Raw genomic sequence first — 22,794 nt, 5'->3', positions numbered from 1 at the left:
CCCATTAATTTTTCACCAACACACTTTTATATTCCCTATCATATTTCAACCTTGATTTAGCAACTGCAAAAGCCTGTTTCAACAGCTTGTTACATACCGCTATCAATGCCAGTTTTTTGCTCTTTCCCTTTGCCACTATACGATCATAGATCGCCTTACATGCCCTGTTATATTTAACTGCGCTAAAACTGCACATGAACAATAGGCTCCGCAGCTTCTGGTTGCCCATCTTACTGATCCTGCTGCGCCCGTTCACGCTGCTCCCACTGTTCCTTATTATTGGTGTCAGGCCTGCATAGCTGCAGAGCTCGCTGGCGCTTGAAAAACGCTCGAACCCACCAGTGAGGACTATCAGCATGACACCTGTCTTGGTACCGATGCCAGGTATGCTCTTCACGCAGGTCAGTACCTCTTGGTGCGCCCGTTTTACGGTCATGAGCAGTTTTTTCTCCAGTTCCGCCATCTCTTTCTCAATATGTTTTTTGGAGCGGTTCAGGGATGATACCACTGCCCTGCTCGGGTTTCCCAGAACCTCCTCTCCATGCAGTTTGTTCTTTATCATGGTGCACTGCTTTGTGTACACGTCAAGGAGCCTTGCCATCTGCAGGCATTCTGTCTGCTCCCTGGAATTGCCCTTCCAGAGTTTCAGTTCCACCTGTTTCGCGTACTCGCAGATGAGTCTGGAATCGCTCTTGTCGGTCTTGACCTTCGAGAGCTTCATCTGTATGAAGCGCTTTACCGACAAAGGGTTCTCCACGGATACCTTTATGCCGGACTCCAGCAGGTGATAGGCCAGCTGGTAATGGTAATAGCCCGTGGCCTCCATCACACAGTGGCTGTCACCGTCCAATAGTTTTGAAAACTTCCTGAAGCCAGAGGGATTGTTCCTGAACTGGTGGTGGTTGCCATCGGGACCCGTGACATCGAAGACCAGGTGGCTGATGTCAATCCCAAAATATTTGATATCTTTATCCATAAGAAAATGTTTTGTGAAAGGACAATCTACGCGAGTTCCAACGACTTAAAACCGAGGTCCGAAAGGCCTCATAGAACTGTACGGAATCTGTGTAGAAAAGAGAGGGGGTTTTCAATGTTGACGAAGTCCAAAGCTTCTGCGTGTATATTAACCTTATTCCTCTCTTTTGTTCTTTCTGATTTATACTCTAATTTAATGAATTGTAAACTTAAGATGTGTATAATTCATTGCTAGTTAAAGCCTACTTACGAAAGTCCTCGCGGACTTTCTATCTGTGATTTATTAGCTAACTTTAGTGCTTAAACACGCAACGAAATCATACACTAGACCGTTATCTGCAAGCTCAAAAAAACAAATGAAACGATTTTTCACACCATTTTTGATAATCGCAATTGGAGCAATATTGTTATGCATCTATTTGCTATTTATGGACGAAACTGGTTGGGGAACATTTGCAGCTATCTACATTGGGATTTTGGCAGTTGTAACATTTTTAATCGACTTTTTTCTAAAAAAGGCCAAAGTAGGTTTAGGAAAAATATTCTTAATACAACTCGCAATTATTAGCGTAATCGGATTTATATATTATTACGGAGAAAGAACTCAAACCTTAGAAATCTCTGATAATTTTGAAAAAGAATATGTTTCGATAGTTTATGGAGTTGAAAATGAAAAAGGACTTTCTATAAATCCATTCACATGGACTAAAACTATAGAAATTCCTAAAAATGGAATTCTGTTAACATCATCAGATTTTAATACAAATTTACCTGAAACGGAAATGAAATTTAACTCAGGAATCCTATTGGGTTCTGAGCAAACGGACAAACACTTAGTTGAAATTGGCGACTATCAATTAGAATTAAATAATAAATTATACAAATACCGTAGTTGGAAAATTCAAGAAGGATTTTGTTGTGCTCATTCTTCCAACGAAGTAAAAGAACGTACGGTGGAATTAATAGCTGAACTAAACAGCGTGGAAAAAGCCAGCAGATAACAAAACCTATAAACAATACGGGTTTCAGGCTTAATCGAAAGGTTTGTGTATTTTTATGGAGTCCGCAAAATCTTTTGGATTTTGCTTTGGACAGGAAAAGAAAAAACAAAACAAAAAGATTTTGCTATGTGCGTGGCGGAAAGCAAACGCTAGTTTGCTCCCGTACTGTTCATAGCTAAACCGTTAGGCAAAATTTGACCAAGATTGTAACAAATTCTCATATTTATCGTCTTTTAAGGACAATCATCAATCAAAAATCATAATGAAATTCTTAAAAATCCTAATTCTTCTTGTCACCATCAACTTCAATTTGAATGCTCAAAACCAATCACTATTAAATAAAAATAAACAAGGTAATATTACATATGTCATAAGAAATGTGAACATAATTCCAATGACAGAGGACAATAAAGTCATTGAAAAAGCGACCGTTGTAATTCGTAATAAGAAGATACTATCAATAAATGATTCCATTCCATTAAATGCTAAAACAATAGACGGAACGGATAAGTGGCTAATTCCTGGTCTAATTGATATGCACGTTCATAATCTTGCGGATGTAAGAATGAGTTCAAATTATCCTACAAAAGGTGCAACCTTATTTATGGATAATCAAGATTTTATGTTGCTCTATGTTGCAAATGGAGTTACAACAACTTTTGAACTTAGTGGTCGAGTAGAGCATTTTGGACAAAGAAATGAAATTATCAATGGCAAAGTCATTGGTCCACGGATTGCTTTAGCTTATTTGGTAGATGGTGGCGAGTCTGGAAATACTGCAAATACACCTAATGACGGAAGACAAACTGTGAGACTCGCTAAGCAACAAGGCTACGAATTTATTAAAGTTTATTCTAATTTAAATGCTGAGACTTACAAAGCTATTATTGATGAGGCAAGTAAACAAAAAATGAAAGTTATTGGTCATATTCCAACAATCTTCAAAGGTAACACAAAAGATGCTTTTGTACCTCATTTTGGTATGGTAGCACACGCAGAGGAATTTTCAAGTCAGACAGATAAATATACAAATGAAGTAGCTAAAGAGTTTGCAAAATTAGCCAAAGATAATGGAACTTGGGTTACGCCAAACCTATCTAATTTAGTATACATTGCAAAACAAGCACGTTCACTCGATAGTGTCAAAAATTTATCTAGCTTCAAATATGTTCATCCATTAATGCAAAGCAAATGGATAGTCTCAAACCAATATAATAAAGGTACATCACCCGAACGTGTAGCATATTTTGACTCACTTGTCGATTTTCACATTAAGCTTGTAAAAGAATTCAAAAACGCAGGAGTACCAATGGTTGCAGGAACAGATTCTGGAACATCTGGAATCGTTTGGGGTTTTTCTCTACACGACGAATTGAAACTTTTAGTAGATGCAGGATTAACTACAAACGAAGTTTTGATTTCTGCAACTCGTTTACCGGCAGAATGGTTAGAAATTGATGACAAGATAGGAACAGTTGAAAAAGGAAAATTTGCAGATTTAGTTTTACTTGATGAAAATCCTTTAAAAAACATCAATAATACCAAGAAAATCACAGGTGTTTTCGTCAATGGAAAATGGGTTTCAAGAGAACAGCTTGACAATATGCTTTCTGAATTAGCAAAAGAAAATGACTTAAAGAAAGATGATTTTGATTGGAATAAAAGGGGAGAATATTAGTGAATAAAACTGTGCCTAACAATGTATATAAACATAGCTATTACAGGCTTTTCAAAAGGTTTTTGGTTATTTATTAAGTCCGCCAAATTTTTATTTTTGTATATTTAAAAAATGAAAGATAAACATAAAAAATAAAAATTAGGCTCGTGTATAATCTGAAAAGTTAGCGTTTATTTATACGCTACGTTTCATATACGGAGACGTTGTACACCATTTGAGAAAATGTAATTGAATAATGAAAAGAGGATTAAATATTTTACACTTCTGCCTTTATCTCATTGAGAAAAAAATACATTTTCTATTTAACAAAATAAATCCTGCTCTGCTATTATACAGAATACCAGCTGTTAAAATGAGAATGAAAACAAAATATGGAATAGATAACACAAAAGAATATTTGGATGATTTTTGGACTAATCAAAAAAACGGATTGAGCTTAAATTATATCGGAGGCTGGCTTGTTGGGCTAATTTTTATAATGATTATCAGCCTAACCATTATTCTGATGAAAAATTCTGACTTAATTTTACCTAAATACTTATTCATTGCTTTTGGTATAATAGCTTATTTAATTTGCTATTTCGCTGTATTTAAAAATGACACGTATTTAAAATATTTTAAGGAATTTGACACTTGGTCGATAACAAAAAAAAGGGTTAACGTTTTAATAAGTATTGGGTTTATATTATTTGTTATTTTTTTATTTTTTTCAAGTTTATTGTGGTTTTAAAAAATTAAAAAACAGGTTACAACACCGTTTATTTATAACTGCTTGGGTCCTTGCTTATTTGGAGAATTCTTTCAAAATTTAATCGAGTTCATTTTTGTTTACTAAATTAGTTGCTTAAACACCTAATTAACCATACATAACAACTTTGTAGCACAAGACAGCTGAATAAAACCAATAAAACAACCATATGAATTTGAAAACACTCATTCTTCTTCTATTATTACCTTCACTAATCTTTTCGCAAGAAGCAACAGAAGGCTCTATTATTGCTGATTCATTAAACGAATGTATGGATTCTATAATTCCATTTGATGTTAAAAAAGCGTTTGTATGTATAGAAGAAGCTAATAAAAAATCAGAATTAGAGATGATTTCTACTTATGAGAAATTATTAAACCTCACAGACAATAACCAAGCGGTAATACATTCTCAAGAAAAATGGATTGAGTATAGAAATGCGCAGTCTAAAATGATTATGGATGTTTTAGATTTCATGTCTAAAGATTACCCAGTAGAAAGAAGATTAGTGAAATTTTCCCTAAACCAAGAAAGGACAGACCATTTGAAGAGTTTAATTGATGCTATTACAAACTAAAGCCTATGTACAACACGTACATAAGCTATGGCTTGGTCAGTCCACACTTGGAATCCCGACGCCTTGAGACTGCGATACGAGCGAAGCGAACTGGCGAAACAATTTCCCAAAATCAATTTTTATCAGGAAAGGTCTGTGCCGAGACACGTCACATCTCATATCAAATACAAAATCGTTGCCAACAATTTAAAACCAAAATATTGAAAACAGGAAAAATACGCTTATCCAATAAAATTCAAATCGCAAAAATCCTGAATAGGAATAACTATCTTCTAATAATTGTTGGAATAATTTTCCTGATAATTAATTATGATTTATTTAGTTCGCAACCAAAATTTTTGATTACAGAAGGTTTCTTTTGGGAAGGAATTGCTATAGTATTTCAAATAATTTTTATCGGAACACTTATACAATGGGAATATAAAAAACAACGGATTATTGACATTCTCTCAAACGGAACAATTACTCATGGCAAACTTCAAATGAGTGAAAAAGTTAAACCGAATCAAGAGTCGTCTTTTTATGTTCATCTTTTTGAATATGAAGTTGACAACAAAAAATATGAAGTGACATTAAAAAACAAAAGGAATAGTGTAAAATCCGCCTTCATAATATATCAATCAAATAATCCAAAAAATGGGATTGTTTATGAGGATTTGAAAAACGGATTGAAAGAAATGGTTCTAAAAGAAATGGTAAAGAAATAAATTCTGTAACCAACACCATGTATAATTAATTGCCAGTTGTAGCTCACTTGCGAAATTCCTTCGGAATTTCGCCGTTCGTGCTTTATTTAGTAAATTAGTTATTTAAAAACATCCTACTAATCATTCACAAAACCGTTATACACCATTTGAGAAAAACAATCTACGTAGCAACATTATTAGGGATTCTAGCTTCTTGTAAACAGAAAACCGAACCACAACAAGCGGAAAGTAAACCGATTGAAATTCCTGCTTGGCAAATTGACTTGGATACAATTGTGGAAAGGAATAATCCAAAAAGTCTTGACCTTTCAAAACATCAGCTTTTTATTGATACCACAAGAAACTCTGAATTCTATTCAAAATTAATTTCTTGGGAACCTCAAAATGAGAAAAATGATGTTATGGACTTTTATCGTAATACTTTATCAAAAAACAAAACCTTAAACGAGATTGACCTACAAAATTTTCCTACTCTTTGGACAACAATAAGGAAACTAAACGGTGAATTTATATTATATCAAAGATGTGATGGAATCGACAAAAGAATAGAAATCACAAAAAATGCAATCTATTTTTACGGTCCACTAGAATCTCATGCTGATGCAATAAATCAATTAATAAGATTATCTGATGAGGACATAAAAATTGAATTAAAAGCTAAAAGGCAAAATGGCGAAAAAAATGCGATGTTTTCAATTACCAAAACAGAACATGAGAACATCTATTATTTACAATATTACAGCGAAAACGGTTTGTTTCAAGAGTTAATTATTCCAACAAATAAAGCGTCCGAATTTGATTTAATAGTAAACAATTGTGTTCAAATGAAACGAACAGAATTTAAGGGATTCGATAGAATTGAATACAATGAATAAAAAACGGTGTACAACATTGTGTATAATTCATTGCTTGGTCTGTGTGTAATTGGAAAATCCTCACGGATTTTCTATTCGGTTTTTATTTGCTAAATTACGTGCTTAAACCAACGCAACAAACCATACACAGAGACGTTAGCGGTCATTGAAAAGAACATTTCAATTAACCTTTAATATAAAACACAGAAAAACTATTCAACTGACATTTTATTATATTTATTTCTATATTCAATTGGAGTAAGACCAGTAATTTTTTTGAAAATGGTTCGAAATGCTTTTGTATCTGAGTAACCCACGTCATACATCACTTCATTAATATTTTTTCGACTGGTTTCAAAAAATCGTTTGGCAGTTTCAATCTTAACTCTATTAATATATTGCAATACCGAATTACTTGTAGCGATTTTAAAACGTCTTTCAAAACTTCGTCTGCCCAATGAGACCAAATCGGCCAGCTGGTCAATCGTGATTCTTTCTTGAATGTTAGCTTCAATATATTCTTGAACTAATTTAATAGATTCATCAGTATGGTTTTTTTGACCTTGAAACATGGCAAAAGTAGCTTGACTATCCCTGTCAATATCAATGGCAAAATATTTTGAAGCCAATATTGCCGTTTCCCTATCCGTATATTTTTCGGTTAAATAAAGTAATAAATTCCAATACGAGTTTGCGCCACCGCTAGAATAAAGTCGTTCTTCTTCGGTTATAATATGCCCTTCTACGACTTCAACTTCAGGGAACATTTCACGAAATTCATTTTGAAAACCCCAATGTGTCGAACATTTTTTACCGTTTAGTAAACCTGTAGAAGCCAACAGAAATGCACCCACGCATAGCGAGGCTACTTCTGTACCTTTTTTATACTGGTCCTTTATCCAAGGTAGAAGTTTGCTATTGGATGCAATAGCGGTTTTCATATCACCGAATAGTGCGGGGATTATTATTAAATCTGTTGTCTCAATATCCTTTAAGAGTTGAGAAGTGTTTACAGAAAACAAACCTTCGTTTAATTTTACTTGCCTTTTTAAACCAACTAATTGCACATCAAACAATGGCTTTCTACCACTCACAACCATAAATTGATTGACTGCCGAAAATAGATATTGTGGATCTGCTATGGCCTGCATAACAGAATTTTCAGGGACAAGGATGCTAACTCGCTTCATTTTTCAACCTATTTTAAGTAAAATTACAAATACAAGTTTAAAACATGTCGTAAATCACCCTTTAGTTGTCATTATTCTACATCATCTATTTTTAAAGAACGGTGCATCTTTGTATTATTAATTTTAAAAATAAATATAATGAGCAATTCAAAAATTAAAGTTACAGAAATCATTGACGCAGAAATAAACAAAGTTTGGGATTATTACAATGAGCCGAGTCATATTGTAAACTGGAACTTTGCAGACCCAAGTTGGCTTTGCCCATCTGCAGAAAACAATTTGAGTGTAGGTGGTACATATAAAGCCAGAATGGAGGCCAAAGATGGTAGTTATGGTTTTGACTTTGAAGCAGTTTATACTGAAATTTCAAAACGCAAGAGCTTTACTTATGAGTTTGGGGGAAGAACTGCTACTGTAGAATTTAACGATATGGGAGAACAGACAGAAGTCATAATAACTTTTGACCCTGAAGAAGAAAACCCTATAGAAATGCAAAGAGAAGGTTGGCAGGCTATCTTAACAAATTTCAAGAATTATACAGAAAACAATTAATAATGAAAATCAATTCTTATCTCACATTCGATGGCAATTGCCGCGAAGCGATGACGTTCTATAAAGAATGTTTGGGTGGTGACTTAATGCTACAACCTGTAGAAAGTTCACCAATGGCAAACAAAATGCCACAGGAAATGAAAAAATGTATTTTGCATTCCACTCTCACAACTGATGCGTTTGTAATTATGGGTTCTGATATGACACCAGAAACAGGACTTGTTAAAGGCAATGCAACTTCTATGGTAATTAATTGCGGCAGTGAAGCAGAAATCAGAAACACTTTTGAAAAGCTGTCAAGAGAAGGAGTAGCACATCATAAAATTGAAACTACTTTTTGGGGAGCTTTGTTTGGCGACCTAACAGATAAATACGGCAACAATTGGATGTTAAACTATGATGAGAAAAATCAATGTAATAGCCTAAAAAATGAAAAAAAATAAAATAATATTTTGGACAGCGACAATAATCATCGCTTTATTTGAGGGAGTAATGCCCGCATTGACTTCGCAAACAGAATTAGCGAAAGAAGGAATAAGACATTTAGGGTATCCTGAATATTTTGGAATGGCATTAGTTATCTTTAAAATTTTAGGCGTATTGGCGTTAATAATTCCACAGGTTCCTAAAAGATTGAAAGAATGGGCTTATGCAGGTTTTACTTTTAACTTCCTCTTTGCAACCATAAGTAACGGAGCAGTTGATGGGTTGAGTGGACAGACCTTTTTTCCATTAGTTATACTAGCAATTTTAGTCGTTTCTTATATTTACTATCATAAACTAAATACAAATTTAAATTAGATATCATGTCATTTCTAGCATAAACACACAATATAAAAACCAAGAAAGGAAAGACGTCTGGAGATTTTAAAAAATTTGCATAGCAAAATGAGCTTGTTATAGACAGAAAACTTAATCCTAAAACGAAAGCACAGAAATTACGAATTGACTCAGAGGATTTGAATTAGGACACGGACACCCAATGGTAATTTATGAAACATTCAAAGGTAAAATAGAATAACAAGAGAAACAACGAACCGCTAACATTGTATATAAAAAATTGCTATTTTGTGCTTAACCAATGTGAGTTGCTTTGATTGCTTGCATCTGATTTTCCTTCGGAAAATCCTCGTACTCAAACACGCAACATTTCATATACGTAACCGTTAGCTGTAATGGTAAAAAAGGTCCGTGCAATCTTCAAACTTTAGGCAAAAACCTCATTTCGGTTACAAGACAACTTGATATAGTTACATTTAGTTTTTAATAATCTGTGAAATTTGCAGAGAACAAAAACGAAAAAAAAATGAACTATAAAATTTTAGGAAATACAGGATTAAAAGTTTCAACACTTTGTTTGGGAACTATGAATTATGGCGGAAAAGGATTTTTCAACTATATGGGCGATTTAGGTCAAAAAGAAGTTGACGAGCAAATTAAAACGGTAGTCGATTCAGGAGTAAATTTTATCGATACTGCCAACATTTATTCAGAAGGACTTTCAGAAGTAATGATTGGAAAGGCAATCAAAAACCTTTCTATTAAAAGAGACGACCTCGTTTTGGCTACAAAAGTTAGAGGTAGTATGGGCAAAGGAGAAAACGATAGAGGTTTGTCAAGAAAGCACATTATACAGCAAGTTGATGAAAGTCTAAAACGACTGAATACTGATTATATCGACCTTTACCAATTACACACGTCTGACCCACTAACTCCAATTGAAGAAACCTTAAGAGTTTTGGATGATTTAGTGCGTAGCGGAAAGGTTCGTTACATTGGCGCAAGTAATTTTATGGCTTGGCATTTAATGAAAGCATTAGGTCATTCAACCTATAATAATTTAGAGAAATTTGCTTCTTTGCAAGCTAATTATTCACTTGATAACAGAGATTTAGAACGTGAAATGATTCCGTTATTACAAGACCAAAAAGTAGGATTAATGGTTTGGAGTCCCTTAAGTGGTGGACTTTTAACCGGAAAGTACAAAAGAGACGGAAATAACGAGAAAGGGCGTTTGAACGATTTCCCATTTGAGCCTTTTCATAAAGAAAGAGCGTTTGATGTTTTAGATATTCTACATCCAATGTCAGAGAAGAAAGAAGTTTCAGTTGCTCAATTAGCTTTGGCTTGGTTGTTACACCAGCCAGTTGTTTCGAGTATAATTATTGGTGCTACAAAAATGACACAACTTCAAGACAATTTAAATGCTGTGGACATTGAATTTACCGCCGAAGAATTACAGAAATTGGATGAAGTGAGTACTTTGCCAATCGAATATCCAAGGAATGTGGTTGAAGTAATGACCGCAGACAGAAGTAACGGACAAGATTTTTTATCGTAGCTAAAAATTATGGAAAATAATAACAGACCAAAAGTCGTAAATTCAATAACAGAATTGCATCAGATTTTAGGATTACCAAAACCTACAAATCCCTTGATAACTTTAATTGACCATTCCCTAGAAAGAGAACAAACGGAATTAGGCAATCAAAAAATGGTGCTTAACTTTTACAATGTTACAATCAAAAGAAGTTTTCAAGGTCAATTAAAATATGGGAAAAGTCATTACGATTTTGACGAAGGTACAATGTCCTTTCTTTCGCCAAATCAAGTCTTGTCGATAGACGAAAAAGGCGAAAGAAATAAAGACGGTTGGTCGTTATTGTTTCATCCAGAATTAATTGCAAATTATGGTTTGTCCAAAATAATTAAAAATTATGGTTTCTTTTCCTATGGTGTAAACGAGGCTTTGCACCTTTCAGATAAAGAAGAACAAATCATAGAAAATTTAGTGAAAAACATTCAAGAGGAATATAATTCTACGATTGATTTATATAGTCAAGATGTAATTGTTTCAAATCTTGAGTTATTACTCAATTATTGCAATCGCTTTTATAATAGGCAATTTATCACTCGAAAAATGGCGAGTACAGATTTACTCGCCATTTTCGAAAATAAGTTATCAAAAAAATTTGATGAAAATTTACAAGCTCAATTACCAACTGTGAAAAGTATTGCGAGCGAAATGAACGTTTCACCAAATTATTTGAGTGATATGTTAAGAACTGTAACAGGACAAAATACGCAACAGTATATTCATTCTAAACTTATCGAAAAGGCTAAAGAATATTTAACCACAACTTCAAAATCGATTGGCGAAATTTCTTTTCAACTTGGTTTTGAACATTCTCAATCTTTCAATAGATTGTTCAAAAGCAAAACAGATTTATCGCCTTTAGAATATCGAAATTCATTTAATTAAAAAAATGCGAAAACTACTATAGCTAACACCGTATAAAATTAATTGCTGGTTTCTGCCAATTTACGAAAGTCCTCGCGGACTTTCTATCTGTAATTTATTTGCTAACTTTAATGTGACACGTCCTGAATAAAGGCTACATAATTTAACACAACTATATACAAAAATGACAAAGTAATCAGACGGTATTCAAGACTTTTAAATTAAAAATCCAGTTTATTTTTTTCGGTTTTTTTTTGAGATCTACAATAAAAAAAACAAAAAATCGTCTATCCCATTTTTTTGAATTAACACCATGAACAACTCAAACAACAAAACCAATTTTATATTTTGTATCACATAATACAAACACCATTGTTTCTTGTAGCTTAAAATAGCCAGTACCTTTATGAACCATTTTATAGCACTATCTGTTATCAAAAACAATATTTAAAGTCGTTTTTTGTATTTGTGATATTTTCGTATTACAAAATTATCACAGGATTTATTACAAATAATTATAGCATCTTATCATATTAGAATACTTGGTTTGGGACTCCCTCCCCATTCAATAAAATCTTCCAACACGTTTTCATTCAATAAAAATTTCTCCAACTCATCGCAATTGAATTTTTTGTCATTATTGTAGGACTTATGAAATTCAAAATGATCCCCATCATAACCCACCCCAACTCTAACAAAAAGCAAATTATTCAGAACTTTATCAAACTCCCGCACTAAATTTTCAGGAAGGTACTTATCAATTCTTTTTAATGTTTTGACATAACCTTCTAAACTATTTTTTTCTACTTCACGCTTACTATTTTCGCGTTTTTTATAGATCCAGACTATCAACTGTAAAAACTCCCTTGAAAACAAAAAGTCTTCTCGTTCCGATCTTAGTTTATATTGGTCACAATAACTTCCATCGTGGACAGATTCCAATAGATCACGAAGATATTTGGAACTGGTTACATTCTCTTTCTCAGCCTTGGCTATAATTTTCGCTTTTAATAATTTCGAAATTCTAAAGTTAAGCGTTGTATCTTCATCCGCGATTGATTTTTTAGTATTCATTTATGTCGATTTAGATTACTATAATTGTAAGTTAAACACAGTTTTTAGGAGGAACCTCTCAGCCTCATCTTCTGTAATAAGTATTTTCTTTTCGTTGCTTTTCGGTTTCGCTAGCTTCTTGAATATACGCTCTGTCCGTGACTTGTCACCAGTTACAAAATCAGGTATATCAAATATATTTTTTATGTTTAATTGAGGGTCATTAAAATAATCTTTTGTTTGATCCTGAACAGGGAAATGCTCCTGAATATAATCCCAATGTTTGTCAAATGCTTCTTTCTGGATCTCAAATGATCTTATGGTTTCTTCACTACAATTGAGAACATCCTCCTTGAGGTGCTCTGCCATCCAATTAGACACATGTCTGTAAAATGCAGCGCTCAGGGAATATCTTTCGGAAAGAAAATGGAAAGCTTTAGGGCTTAGCTCAGCTTTCATATCCAGTAGCTCATAGATGTTTTCATCCAAGGATGAAGTTTTGCCCAACACATAAAAACTTGACGCACCATTATCAAGTATATAATTATCCCCGTTCTCACGCATTATGATGACAGTATCGAAAACGGAATCGAATTCCTTATCCATCCACTTGATATCCAGATCAGCCCACAGCTTCCGAGGTAAGTAGAATATGAGTGGCTTATACAATTTATGTATTAATTCACCGTGCTTATCTTTTAAGGGCTTTTCCAATATACTGATTTAGGATTTTATTAATTCAGAATAATCATCAGGAAACTCAGCATCAATATCACGCAGGTATTTTTCAAGTGCCTTCATGGAAGAATGTCCTGTTATCTGCATCAGTTTACTCTTGGCCTCAAATGGTGACGAGCCCTTTACGAGTTCCCTGTATAATTTTGTAATATATGTATGCCTGAAGCTATACAGGCCATAATCCGCTCCCAAATTAAATGGGTCTTTGACGACCCGCTTGAACCGTTTGGAAAAGTAGTCCCTTTTATTGCTCAGCTCTGCATCCCATACTCCACCTATGCCATCTGGCGTAAAAAAACTGTGCTCCTTGTTCATCTTGGAAAGATCTGGGAGATCCCGTAATAGAATATCGGGAATGATCTTCGTTTTCAATGGACTGTTCTTTGCCTTGAACTGTATGCGCTTATTTTTGATGTCCAAATCGCCCACACGCAATCTACAGGCCTCTATGGGTCTCAAAAAATTGTAGGAGATGAACTTTATAAAGAGCAATAGGGTTTCGTCCGTTTTTTCTAGATGTTCGAAAATAGTTCTCTGTTCTTCCCGTGAGTATGTTCTGTTTCGTTGTGGTACAGATTTTAGAACAGGTATTTTTTTTATAAAATTAGACTGTATGATGTCATTGTCCTCCAATCCCTGCATGATACTGCTTAAATCTGTTCTGTAATTATTACGGTTTCTGGGACTGGTCTTGTCCAGGATATGGTTCAAAAAATCAATTACTATTTTTTTATCAATGTCCGTAATTGTCTTCACTTCGGGATGGTTCTTCTCGACCCACAGCAAAAAATTCTTCAACCGATTCTCGTAGCTCCGCCTTGTTGTGTCACTGATAAGTTTTTCCTTATATTTTAAACCTATTTTGAACGCTTCATCATAAGGCATTGCGACCGTAATAGATTCATCTACTGTTTCAGGATCAACTGGTTTCTTAGGCGTTTTGTTACCGTTTACCGGGCCTTTGTTCGACTTTCCATCCTCACGCTCTTGGTATCGCTTTGTGTTATCTTCGAAGGGATTAAAACCTTCTTTCAATAAACTTAAGAGTTTGGACCTGTAAACGTTCAAAATGGCGAGGCGGTCTTCTTTAGTAGTATATCTATTGGCACCGCCATAGATATTGTTCATGCGCTGGAGTTTTCCGGTATCTGGATTTCGATAAGAGTAATGGACGTGCCAACGCTTATTTAAATTCCCATTGGCAATATAGATTTTTGGGGACGAAAAATTTTTCTTTTTTTGCAAACTGTGTTCTGAACCGTGTTCGTTTCCGTGTTCATTTGCAAGATAACAATTTAAATTAAACATAAAAAAAATGGTTTTGAATAAACAAAACCATTGATTTGAAACGAATTACATCTAGTAGCGGGAACTGGACTCGAACCAGTGACCTTCGGGTTATGAGTTTGAAAACACCTCGAATTTTACGCTATATTTACCCTATGACACTAAAATCGTGTACGGAATCGTGTACTGCGATTAGTATATTTCTTTTCAAAAATAACACAAAATATCATATTGACGCATGGATTATTCTGAATATTAAATGCGCTATCAAATTCTTAAATATTTCAAAATACGCTTTTCCTATAATTCCTATTTCAGATTTGATACGCATAATGGCTTCTTTCTAATCTAAAATTAATCCGACCTCTAAAATTACTTTCCTGAACAAGGTTATCTTTTATAACTAACAACTACTTATTAAATCATAGAAAAATGCAATTAGTTAAAAATAATTGTCAAAAAAAAAATCTTTAAAAGAATTAAGTTCTCCTACCAATCAAAAAGAATGTAAAGACAGTAAAGAGCTTTGCAACTTATAATTACAAAAGATCATGATCAAATAGCGGAGATGCAACAGTATTCAAAACATGGTTGATTTGGATTAAAGATAGATATATGGTTGAAGAGAATTACGACGAACAAGAACACTGAAAAAACTCAAAGATATTTAGTCTAAAATTGAAGGTGAAAAAAGAATAAAAGTTTTTTTTTAAAATTAGGAGGATATGAAAGACGCCTTATGGGTACGAAATTGATCATATTATTATATTATCGATAGGAGGAAGAACTGACCCTTCCAATATGCAGCTATTAATCATTAAACGACATAAAGGAAAAACCCTTACCGTGTCTGTATCTGTTTTTTGAATAAGTACTTACACGGATGCTTAAAGTTGATACAACTAAGACATTATATTAAAAGGATTACCTATGGGTGCTTTTAAGTGAACTTTGGATCAAGTAGGACGTTTTAGGATTAGAGAACATTTTAAGACAGATGTGTCTCCAGTCTTTTCTTCTTTCTATTTGCCACTTAATTTTTTTTTAAAATTTACTTGGTTTTTAACTCAAAAGACCTACTTTTATTTTCTATCCCTAGATTAATGGCCTTTTAAGTAATTTTTGACTCATCAAAATATGAGGTTATTGACTGTAGCATTTGTTTTAATAAGCACCTGTTTCTTTAGTTTCCTTTTTGGTTAAGCAATAATAATTATGAAATATTTACGCTATTTCGAATAATGAAGAGCTAGCTATAAAATACTATGAACAAAATTTTTTAAGCGATATTAAATAAAAAAAAGCGACCCACAACAAGTATGGGCCGCTTTGAATGTTTACACAACGGAATAATCCTTATTGTGAATTGCTTTCAGATTATAAATATAAGCATTTGATTTTTATTAAGCTTGAGCCATCACTCATTTTCAATAAAAAAAACATCAATATTACACAAAACACATATTATGAAGAGAATTTTAGGATTGGATTTAGGGACTACAAGCATAGGTTGGGCACTTGTAGAAGAGTCTAAAAACAAAGAAGAATCAAACATTATAAAGCTAGGAGTGCGGGTAAATCCACTAACAGTTGATGAAAAAATTAATTTTGAAGGAGGTAAACCTATCACTACAAACGCTGATAGAACTTTGAAGCGCGGTGCGCGTAGAAATCTAGACAGGTATCAACTACGTCGTGATTTTCTAATACATGAATTAAAAAAGCAAAACTTTATAACCGAAAATACGCCCCTTACAGAAATAGGAAAAGACACTACACATCAAACAATAGCATTAAGGGCATTAGCCGCTAGGAAAAAAGTCTCTTTAGAAGATTTGTCTAAAATTTTATTGGGCATTAATAAAAAAAGAGGCTATAAAAGTAGCCGAAAATCTAAAGATGAAAATGATGGTGTTGCTATTGATGGGATGGTTGTTGCAAAAATTCTTTATGATAATAAATTGATGCCAGGACAGTATGTGTTCAACTTATTGACCCAAGAAAAAAAACATATCCCTGACTTTTACCCATCTGATTTAAAAACTGAATTTGATGCAATCTGGACAAAACAAAAAGAATATTACCCAGAAATTCTTACCCAAATACTCTATCAGGATTTAAAGGGCAAAAATAAAGGGCAAACATGGACTATTTGTTCAAAACCATTTCAAATTGAAGGCATAAAATTAGAGGGAAACCGAAATGAACAAAAAATCAAACGCTACGAACTGCGTAAAGATGGGTTATCTAAAAAATTAAGTCTAGAGCACCTTGCTATCGTGTTTCAAGAAATCAATAACGATATCAAAGGTACAAGTGGTTATTTAGGAAAAATAAGCGACCGAAGCAAAGAGCTTTATATCGATAAGCTCACAGTGGGAGAATATCTCTACAACCAAATAAAGAAAAACCCGCATACTTCTCTTAAAAACCAAGTATTTTACCGTCAGGACTACTTAGATGAATTTGAGCAGATTTGGAATACCCAAGCAGAGTTTCATCCAGAATTGAGTGATGAATTAAAAGCTAAAATTAGAGATATCATCATTTTTTATCAGCGACCTCTTAAATCTCAAAAGGGACTGTTGAGTTTCTGTTTGTTTGAAAGTTGGCAACAAGAATACTTTGATGAAGTAAAACAAACGAAACGAAAAAGAACAATTGGACAAAGAGTTATACCAAAATCATCCCCTCTTTTTCAAGAGTTTAAGATTTGGCAGAACATCAACAATTTAGAATTTAAATACTTTGGCAACCCTAAAGATGGATCGGACAAAGATGCCGCCAGTTTTAAACTTGATGAAGAGGACAGAAAACTACTATTTTTAGAAGCGAACTTGAGAGGAGATTTAAATGAAACTTCAGTTTTGAAATTATTAGGCCTTTCAACAAAAGAATGGAAAACCAACTTTAAAGAAGGAATAAAGGGCAATACAACTAACGAGAAACTTTTTAATGTTTACCAGGAAATCGCTACTAGAGAAGGTTACGGCATTGATTGGAAAGAAAATTCTGCAACAGAAATTCTTGAAGAATTAAAAGCCGTTTTTCCTAGCATTGGTATTGATGCATCTTTATTAGAGTTTGACGGAACTCTACAAGGAAATACTTACAGCAAACAGACAAGTTATGAATTATGGCACTTACTCTATTCCGCAGGTGATGATACGGTCATTTCAGAAGAGGATAAATTAATTTACGGAAACTCTGATGTGAGCCTTAAAAAAAAGTTACATCAAAAATATGGTTTTGAGCCAGTATATGCTGCTATGCTCGCTAATATTAGTTTTCCCAATGATTATGGGAATCTTTCTGCAAGAGCCATTCGAAAAATCCTACCTTATCTTCAGGACGGTTTTAATTATTACGAGGCTTGCGACAAAGCGGGATACAATCATTCCAATAGCATAACTTCCGAAGAAAATAAAAAAAGAGAACTTAAGGAGCGATTAGAAATTTTAGGAAAAAATAGTCTGCGTAACCCAGTCGTTGAGAAAATACTTAATCAAATGATTCACGTGGTAAACCAAATTTGCGATACTTACGGAAAACCCGATGAAATCAGGATTGAGTTAGCGAGAGATCTAAAAAAATCAGCAAAAGAGCGTTTAGAGACAACAAAGTACATTAATTCTGCCACTAAAATCAATCTAGACATTGCCAAAACCATCCAACAACAATTTGGCTTTACGCCTACCAAAAATGATATTGTTAAATATAAACTTTGGAACGAGCTCGCTCCTCGAGGACACAAAAGTCTGTTTTCAGATGAGCAAATTAAATTACAGGATCTATTCAGTAGTAAAATTGACATAGAACATATCTTACCCAAAGCATTGATATATGATGACTCTTTTTCAAACAAAACATTGGCCTATCGCCACGTCAATTTAAAAAAAGCCAATCGCACAGCGATTGATTTTATTACACAAGATAAAAATACAGAGTTAGAAAACTATATTGAACGTGTAGAAGGACTTTATGATAAAGGTAAAGGCCCTATAAGTAGAGGCAAACGAGACCGTCTTTTAAAAAGCGCTAAAGATATCAAAGAGGGTTTTATAGAAAGAGACTTGCGCAACAGTCAGTACATCGCAAAAAAATCACGCACAATGCTTCTAGAGGTTTTTAAAGAGGTAACACCTACTACAGGAAGAATCACGGACAGGCTTAGAGAGGATTGGGGAATCATAAATGTGCTTAAAGAACTCAATTTACCAAAATATAGAGCGATAGGGCTTATAGAAATTGAGGAACGTAAAAATGATAAAAAAATTGAGAAAATAAAAGATTGGACAAAACGCAATGATCATAGGCATCATGCAATGGATGCTTTGGCAGTAGCCTTCACTACTCACAATCATATTCAATATATCAATAATCTCAACGCTCGTAGGGACGAAACTCACGATAAGCATAAAACTATCCAGAATATTGAAACCCTAATTACACAAAAGTTTGAAGATGACAAAGGGAACTATAAGCGAAAATTCATAAAACCAATGCCTAAATTTAGAAGTGAAGCCAAAAGGCACTTAGAAGATATTTTGGTTTCATTTAAAACTAAAAATAAAGTGGTCACTCGAAATTTAAATAAAACCAAAAAGGATGGTGGTTTCAATACTGCTTTAGAATTAACGCCAAGAGGGCAGCTTCATGAAGCAACCATCTATGGCAAATCTAAAGCGCCCAAACAAAAGCCGACCAAAATTAACAAGAATTTTTCTATTGGAGAGGTACAACAAATTATTCATTTTGGACAACGCGAATTGGTTTTGAAACATTTGTCTCAATTTGAGAACGATCCTAAAAAGGCTTTTGATACAAAAACGCTCAAAAATCAACCTCTTGCTTGGAATGATGAGCCTTTAAATGAAGTACTCTGCTTTGAGGATATTTTTACAATTAGAAAAGACGTTTCGCCAGGGTTGAATATTGATAAAGTAGTTGACCTAGGCATCCGAGAAATTCTTAAACAACGCAAAGCAAAACACAACGGCAATGAAAAAGAAGCCTTTTCAGATTTAGATAAAAAACCTATTTGGCAGAACAAAGGAAAAGGAATTGCCATTAAAAGGGTCACCATAACCGGTGTAAGCAATGCCGAGCCACTCCATTATAAAAATGATCATGTCGGAGAAGTGCTTCTTGATGAACTCGATAAAAAAATCCCCGTAGATTATGTGAGCCTTGGTAACAATCATCACGTCGCAATTTATGAGGATGACAAAGGCAAGTTACAAGAGAAGGTTGTATCACTCTATGAAGCCGTAGAAAGAGTTAATCAAAATTTACCGATTATAGCTAAGGGGTACAACGCTCATTTGAATTGGAAATTTAAGTTCACAATGAAGCAAAATGAAATGTTCATTTTCCCATCTAAAGAATTTAATCTGAATGAAATTGATTTGATTAATGGTATAAATAGTTCTATGATCAGCCAATGTCTATTTAGAGTCCAAAGCATTTCCACCAAAGATTATAGGTTTAGACATCATCTTGAAACCAGTTCTGATAATAATTTAGATTTTACTTATCAAAGGATTCGTTCGCCAGAAAGATTAAGAGATTTAATTAAAGTAAGACTAAATCACTTAGGTCAAATTGTTCAAATAGGAGAATACTAAAAAATGATCAAACGCACCCTCTTTTTCGGTAATCCCGCCTACCTCAGTACCCGTAACGAGCAACTGGTGGTCAACTTTCCTGAAGAAAACAAAGAGGAAGCCATTATTCCTATAGAAGATTTAGGCTATGTGGTACTAGAAGATCCGCAAATCACCATTACCAACGGTTTAATGATGAAGCTAGTTCAAAATAAAACGGCAGTTATTACCTGTGACAAACAGCACCTCCCCTGCTCCTTGTTACAGCCTTTGGTGGGACATACAGAACAAACTGAGCGCATGCGGCATCAACTCAATGCCAGTCTTCCGCTAAAGAAAAACCTTTGGCAACAAACCGTAAGTGCCAAAATCATGAACCAAGCTCTACATTTAGAAGCTAGAGGGAAGAATGCCTTAAAGCTGAAACGATGGAGCACTGACGTCAAAAGCGGTGATAAAGGTAATTTGGAAGCTGTTGCCGCGGCATACTATTTTCAGAATTTATTTCATGAGGTGGATGGGTTTAGTCGTAATCAAAAAGGGGTACCCCCCAACAATCTTCTCAATTACGGCTATGCCATTTTAAGAGCGGTGGTTGCTCGAGCTTTGGTAAGTAGCGGTATGCTGCCCTCTGTGGGCATCTTTCATCGTAATAAGTACAATGCCTTCTGCTTGGCAGATGATATTATGGAGCCTTACCGTATTTATGTGGATGCAGTAGTCTTTGATCTTGTAGAAACTGGATGCGACTTGACCGAGCTCTCTACAAAGCTAAAAACAGAACTTTTAATGATTCCAGCTTTAGACACGCTTGTAGATGGCAAATGGAGCCCGTTGATGAACGCTGTAAGCAGAAGCACCAGTAGCCTTTATGAGTGCTTTTTGGGAACGAGTCGTAAAATACTGTATCCCGAATATACCAATAGTCGACTCCATATATGAGTGAACACAGCAACTTTTCAAGACTTAACCAATACCGATCTATGTGGGTACTTGTATTTTTTGATTTACCAACCGAGACGCTTACAGAACGTAAAACCGCTGCTCGGTTTAGAAAAAACTTATTAAAAGATGGTTTTGCCATGTTTCAATTTAGTATTTATATGCGTTTTTGCGCTAGCCGAGAAAATGCCAGTGTTCATATTAAGCGCACCAAAAGAAGTTTGCCAAAAAAAGGAAAAATTTGCATTATGCAAATTACAGACAAACAATTTGGGATGATGGAATTATTTCATGGGCAAAAAGAAGTAGAGGCAGAAGCTCCTAGCCAACAACTTGAATTATTTTAGAAAGCGGAATATAAGGTTGAGTAAAAGAACATCTTAAAGACGATCCATATTTTTTATATCCTATTTTTTGATATAAAAAACAGGATATCAGCTTTTTATAGCTGGTATCCTGCGAATCCACTACTAAAATAGTATTCTGAAAGCAATTCACAACAGTTCCTTATAACATCCTGTATTTATACACCCTGCGAATCCACTACTAAAATAGTATTCTGAAAGCAATTCACAACTATGATTCATCTTTTAGAAATAATATTACTCCTGCGAATCCACTACTAAAATAGTATTCTGAAAGCAATTCACAACACAAAAAGCTTTTTCCTGTATTATTTTGACCCTGCGAATCCACTACTAAAATAGTATTCTGAAAGCAATTCACAACCAATAAAAAGAATTGGGAAAATCGTGCTGACCTGCGAATCCACTACTAAAATAGTATTCTGAAAGCAATTCACAACAATCTGCTGTTTCCAATGGTTTTATTAGAGCCTGCGAATCCACTACTAAAATAGTATTCTGAAAGCAATTCACAACTAGCGGTCAATACGATATTATAAATAACGTCCTGCGAATCCACTACTAAAATAGTATTCTGAAAGCAATTCACAACGATTCTTTTAAAGTTATAGCAGATGGGACACCTGCGAATCCACTACTAAAATAGTATTCTGAAAGCAATTCACAACATAACTCAGGTGATGCTGTTTTAACAGCTGCCTGCGAATCCACTACTAAAATAGTATTCTGAAAGCAATTCACAACCAACGTCTGGCTGTCCTGTATAACCACCGTCCTGCGAATCCACTACTAAAATAGTATTCTGAAAGCAATTCACAACTCTAATTGGTTAGCGCAATTGGTGGCGATGACCTGCGAATCCACTACTAAAATAGTATTCTGAAAGCAATTCACAACATAAACGCCGAATAATCAAAGAAAACCTAACCTGCGAATGCACTACTAAAATAGTATTCTGAAAGCAATTCACAACACGGCCAATTCATCATTGGTTTGTTCCACACCTGCGAATCCACTACTAAAATAGTATTCTGAAAGCAATTCACAACCCAAATGATGGAGGTGACTGGTAACATTAACCTGCGAATCCACTACTAAAATAGTATTCTGAAAGCAATTCACAACACTAACCTATCTCACGACACAAAACTAATACCTGCGAATCCACTACTAAAATAGTATTCTGAAAGCAATTCACAACCAGTACAATAGATTGGATTTTAGACAGTCCCCTGCGAATCCACTACTAAAATAGTATTCTGAAAGCAATTCACAACTCA

General features: G+C 34.3%; 20 protein-coding genes and 1 CRISPR repeat array (1 of these 21 only partly in view). Of the genes, 15 read left to right on the top strand and 5 right to left on the bottom strand.

What is annotated here, in order from left to right; genetic code table 11:
• Positions 1 to 4: 4 nt before the first annotated feature.
• Entirely contained in the window at positions 5 to 976 is a 972-nt protein-coding gene (locus GQ40_RS00830; protein WP_047544902.1) for an IS110 family transposase, read from the bottom strand.
• Between the two features lie 355 nt (positions 977 to 1,331).
• On the opposite strand from GQ40_RS00830, the gene GQ40_RS00825 reads away from it, so the two are divergent.
• From GQ40_RS00825 to GQ40_RS00800, 6 genes are all read left to right on the top strand, one after another.
• A complete protein-coding gene (locus GQ40_RS00825; protein ID WP_156115490.1) occupies positions 1,332 to 1,976 on the top strand; it encodes a hypothetical protein in 645 nt (214 codons plus the stop codon).
• Between the two features lie 262 nt (positions 1,977 to 2,238).
• Positions 2,239 to 3,654, top strand: a complete 1,416-nt coding sequence (locus GQ40_RS00820; protein ID WP_047544898.1) for an amidohydrolase family protein — start codon at positions 2,239 to 2,241, stop codon at positions 3,652 to 3,654.
• A gap of 235 nt (positions 3,655 to 3,889) precedes the next feature.
• Positions 3,890 to 4,384: a hypothetical protein gene (locus GQ40_RS00815; RefSeq protein ID WP_047544896.1), complete on the top strand. Its 495-nt coding sequence runs from the start codon at positions 3,890 to 3,892 to the stop codon at positions 4,382 to 4,384.
• A gap of 193 nt (positions 4,385 to 4,577) precedes the next feature.
• Positions 4,578 to 4,979 carry a lysozyme inhibitor LprI family protein gene (locus tag GQ40_RS00810; protein WP_197052642.1) on the top strand — a complete coding sequence of 134 codons (402 nt, stop codon included), beginning with the start codon at positions 4,578 to 4,580 and terminating at the stop codon, positions 4,977 to 4,979.
• Positions 4,980 to 5,179: 200 nt separating this feature from the next.
• Positions 5,180 to 5,686, top strand: coding sequence for a hypothetical protein (locus GQ40_RS00805; protein WP_156115489.1), 507 nt, complete (start codon positions 5,180 to 5,182; stop codon positions 5,684 to 5,686).
• Positions 5,687 to 5,832: 146 nt separating this feature from the next.
• Positions 5,833 to 6,561, top strand: a complete 729-nt coding sequence (locus GQ40_RS00800; protein WP_047544890.1) for a hypothetical protein — start codon at positions 5,833 to 5,835, stop codon at positions 6,559 to 6,561.
• A gap of 191 nt (positions 6,562 to 6,752) precedes the next feature.
• On the opposite strand, the gene GQ40_RS00795 is transcribed toward GQ40_RS00800, so the two are convergent.
• Positions 6,753 to 7,730: a GlxA family transcriptional regulator gene (locus GQ40_RS00795; RefSeq protein ID WP_047544888.1), complete on the bottom strand. Its 978-nt coding sequence runs from the start codon at positions 7,728 to 7,730 to the stop codon at positions 6,753 to 6,755.
• Between the two features lie 138 nt (positions 7,731 to 7,868).
• Between GQ40_RS00795 and GQ40_RS00790 the strand changes: the two genes are divergently transcribed.
• The 5 genes from GQ40_RS00790 (at position 7,869) to GQ40_RS00770 (ending at position 11,544) form a co-directional block, all read left to right on the top strand.
• Positions 7,869 to 8,282, top strand: coding sequence for an SRPBCC domain-containing protein (locus tag GQ40_RS00790; protein ID WP_047544886.1), 414 nt, complete (start codon positions 7,869 to 7,871; stop codon positions 8,280 to 8,282).
• Positions 8,283 to 8,284: 2 nt separating this feature from the next.
• Positions 8,285 to 8,725, top strand: a complete 441-nt coding sequence (locus tag GQ40_RS00785) for a VOC family protein (protein WP_047544884.1) — start codon at positions 8,285 to 8,287, stop codon at positions 8,723 to 8,725.
• The gene (locus tag GQ40_RS00780; RefSeq protein WP_047544882.1) at positions 8,712 to 9,083 is read left to right on the top strand and encodes a DoxX family protein; all 372 of its coding nucleotides are present in this window, start codon (positions 8,712 to 8,714) and stop codon (positions 9,081 to 9,083) included. The genes GQ40_RS00785 and GQ40_RS00780 overlap by 14 nt, the downstream gene beginning before the upstream one ends.
• Before the next feature lie 505 nt (positions 9,084 to 9,588).
• Positions 9,589 to 10,623: an aldo/keto reductase gene (locus GQ40_RS00775; protein ID WP_047544880.1), complete on the top strand. Its 1,035-nt coding sequence runs from the start codon at positions 9,589 to 9,591 to the stop codon at positions 10,621 to 10,623.
• A 9-nt stretch (positions 10,624 to 10,632) separates the two neighbouring features.
• A complete protein-coding gene (locus GQ40_RS00770; protein ID WP_047544878.1) occupies positions 10,633 to 11,544 on the top strand; it encodes a helix-turn-helix domain-containing protein in 912 nt (303 codons plus the stop codon).
• Between the two features lie 507 nt (positions 11,545 to 12,051).
• Here GQ40_RS00770 and GQ40_RS00765 read toward each other — a convergent pair.
• The 3 genes from GQ40_RS00765 to GQ40_RS00755 all read right to left on the bottom strand — a co-directional run bounded on the left by GQ40_RS00765 (position 12,052) and on the right by GQ40_RS00755 (position 14,559).
• The gene (locus GQ40_RS00765; RefSeq protein ID WP_047544876.1) at positions 12,052 to 12,597 is read right to left on the bottom strand and encodes a hypothetical protein; all 546 of its coding nucleotides are present in this window, start codon (positions 12,595 to 12,597) and stop codon (positions 12,052 to 12,054) included.
• A gap of 18 nt (positions 12,598 to 12,615) precedes the next feature.
• A complete protein-coding gene (locus tag GQ40_RS00760) occupies positions 12,616 to 13,140 on the bottom strand; it encodes a hypothetical protein (RefSeq protein WP_156115488.1) in 525 nt (174 codons plus the stop codon).
• A gap of 159 nt (positions 13,141 to 13,299) precedes the next feature.
• Positions 13,300 to 14,559, bottom strand: a complete 1,260-nt coding sequence (locus tag GQ40_RS00755) for a tyrosine-type recombinase/integrase (protein WP_197052641.1) — start codon at positions 14,557 to 14,559, stop codon at positions 13,300 to 13,302.
• A 792-nt stretch (positions 14,560 to 15,351) separates the two neighbouring features.
• On the opposite strand from GQ40_RS00755, the gene GQ40_RS17910 reads away from it, so the two are divergent.
• The 4 genes from GQ40_RS17910 (at position 15,352) to cas2 (ending at position 21,496) form a co-directional block, all read left to right on the top strand.
• Positions 15,352 to 15,468 carry an HNH endonuclease signature motif containing protein gene (locus tag GQ40_RS17910; RefSeq protein ID WP_410523951.1) on the top strand — a complete coding sequence of 39 codons (117 nt, stop codon included), beginning with the start codon at positions 15,352 to 15,354 and terminating at the stop codon, positions 15,466 to 15,468.
• Between the two features lie 599 nt (positions 15,469 to 16,067).
• On the top strand, positions 16,068 to 20,228 hold the full coding sequence (cas9, locus tag GQ40_RS00750; protein WP_047544872.1) for a type II CRISPR RNA-guided endonuclease Cas9: 4,161 nt from the start codon (positions 16,068 to 16,070) through the stop codon (positions 20,226 to 20,228).
• A gap of 3 nt (positions 20,229 to 20,231) precedes the next feature.
• Complete coding sequence (gene cas1, locus GQ40_RS00745) at positions 20,232 to 21,149, top strand: type II CRISPR-associated endonuclease Cas1 (protein ID WP_047544870.1); 918 nt, start codon at positions 20,232 to 20,234, stop codon at positions 21,147 to 21,149.
• Entirely contained in the window at positions 21,146 to 21,496 is a 351-nt protein-coding gene (cas2, locus tag GQ40_RS00740; RefSeq protein ID WP_047544869.1) for a CRISPR-associated endonuclease Cas2, read from the top strand. The genes cas1 and cas2 overlap by 4 nt, the downstream gene beginning before the upstream one ends.
• A 108-nt stretch (positions 21,497 to 21,604) precedes the next feature.
• Positions 21,605 to 22,794: a CRISPR direct-repeat array (repeat unit 46 nt; unit sequence CCTGCGAATCCACTACTAAAATAGTATTCTGAAAGCAATTCACAAC) (it continues 2,273 nt past the right edge of the window).

The sequence above is a fragment of the Psychroserpens sp. Hel_I_66 genome (assembly GCF_000799465.1).
GTDB lineage: Bacteria > Bacteroidota > Bacteroidia > Flavobacteriales > Flavobacteriaceae > Psychroserpens.
Note: the sequence above shows the minus strand (reverse complement) of the source record. Positions and strands in the feature narration are given on the sequence as shown.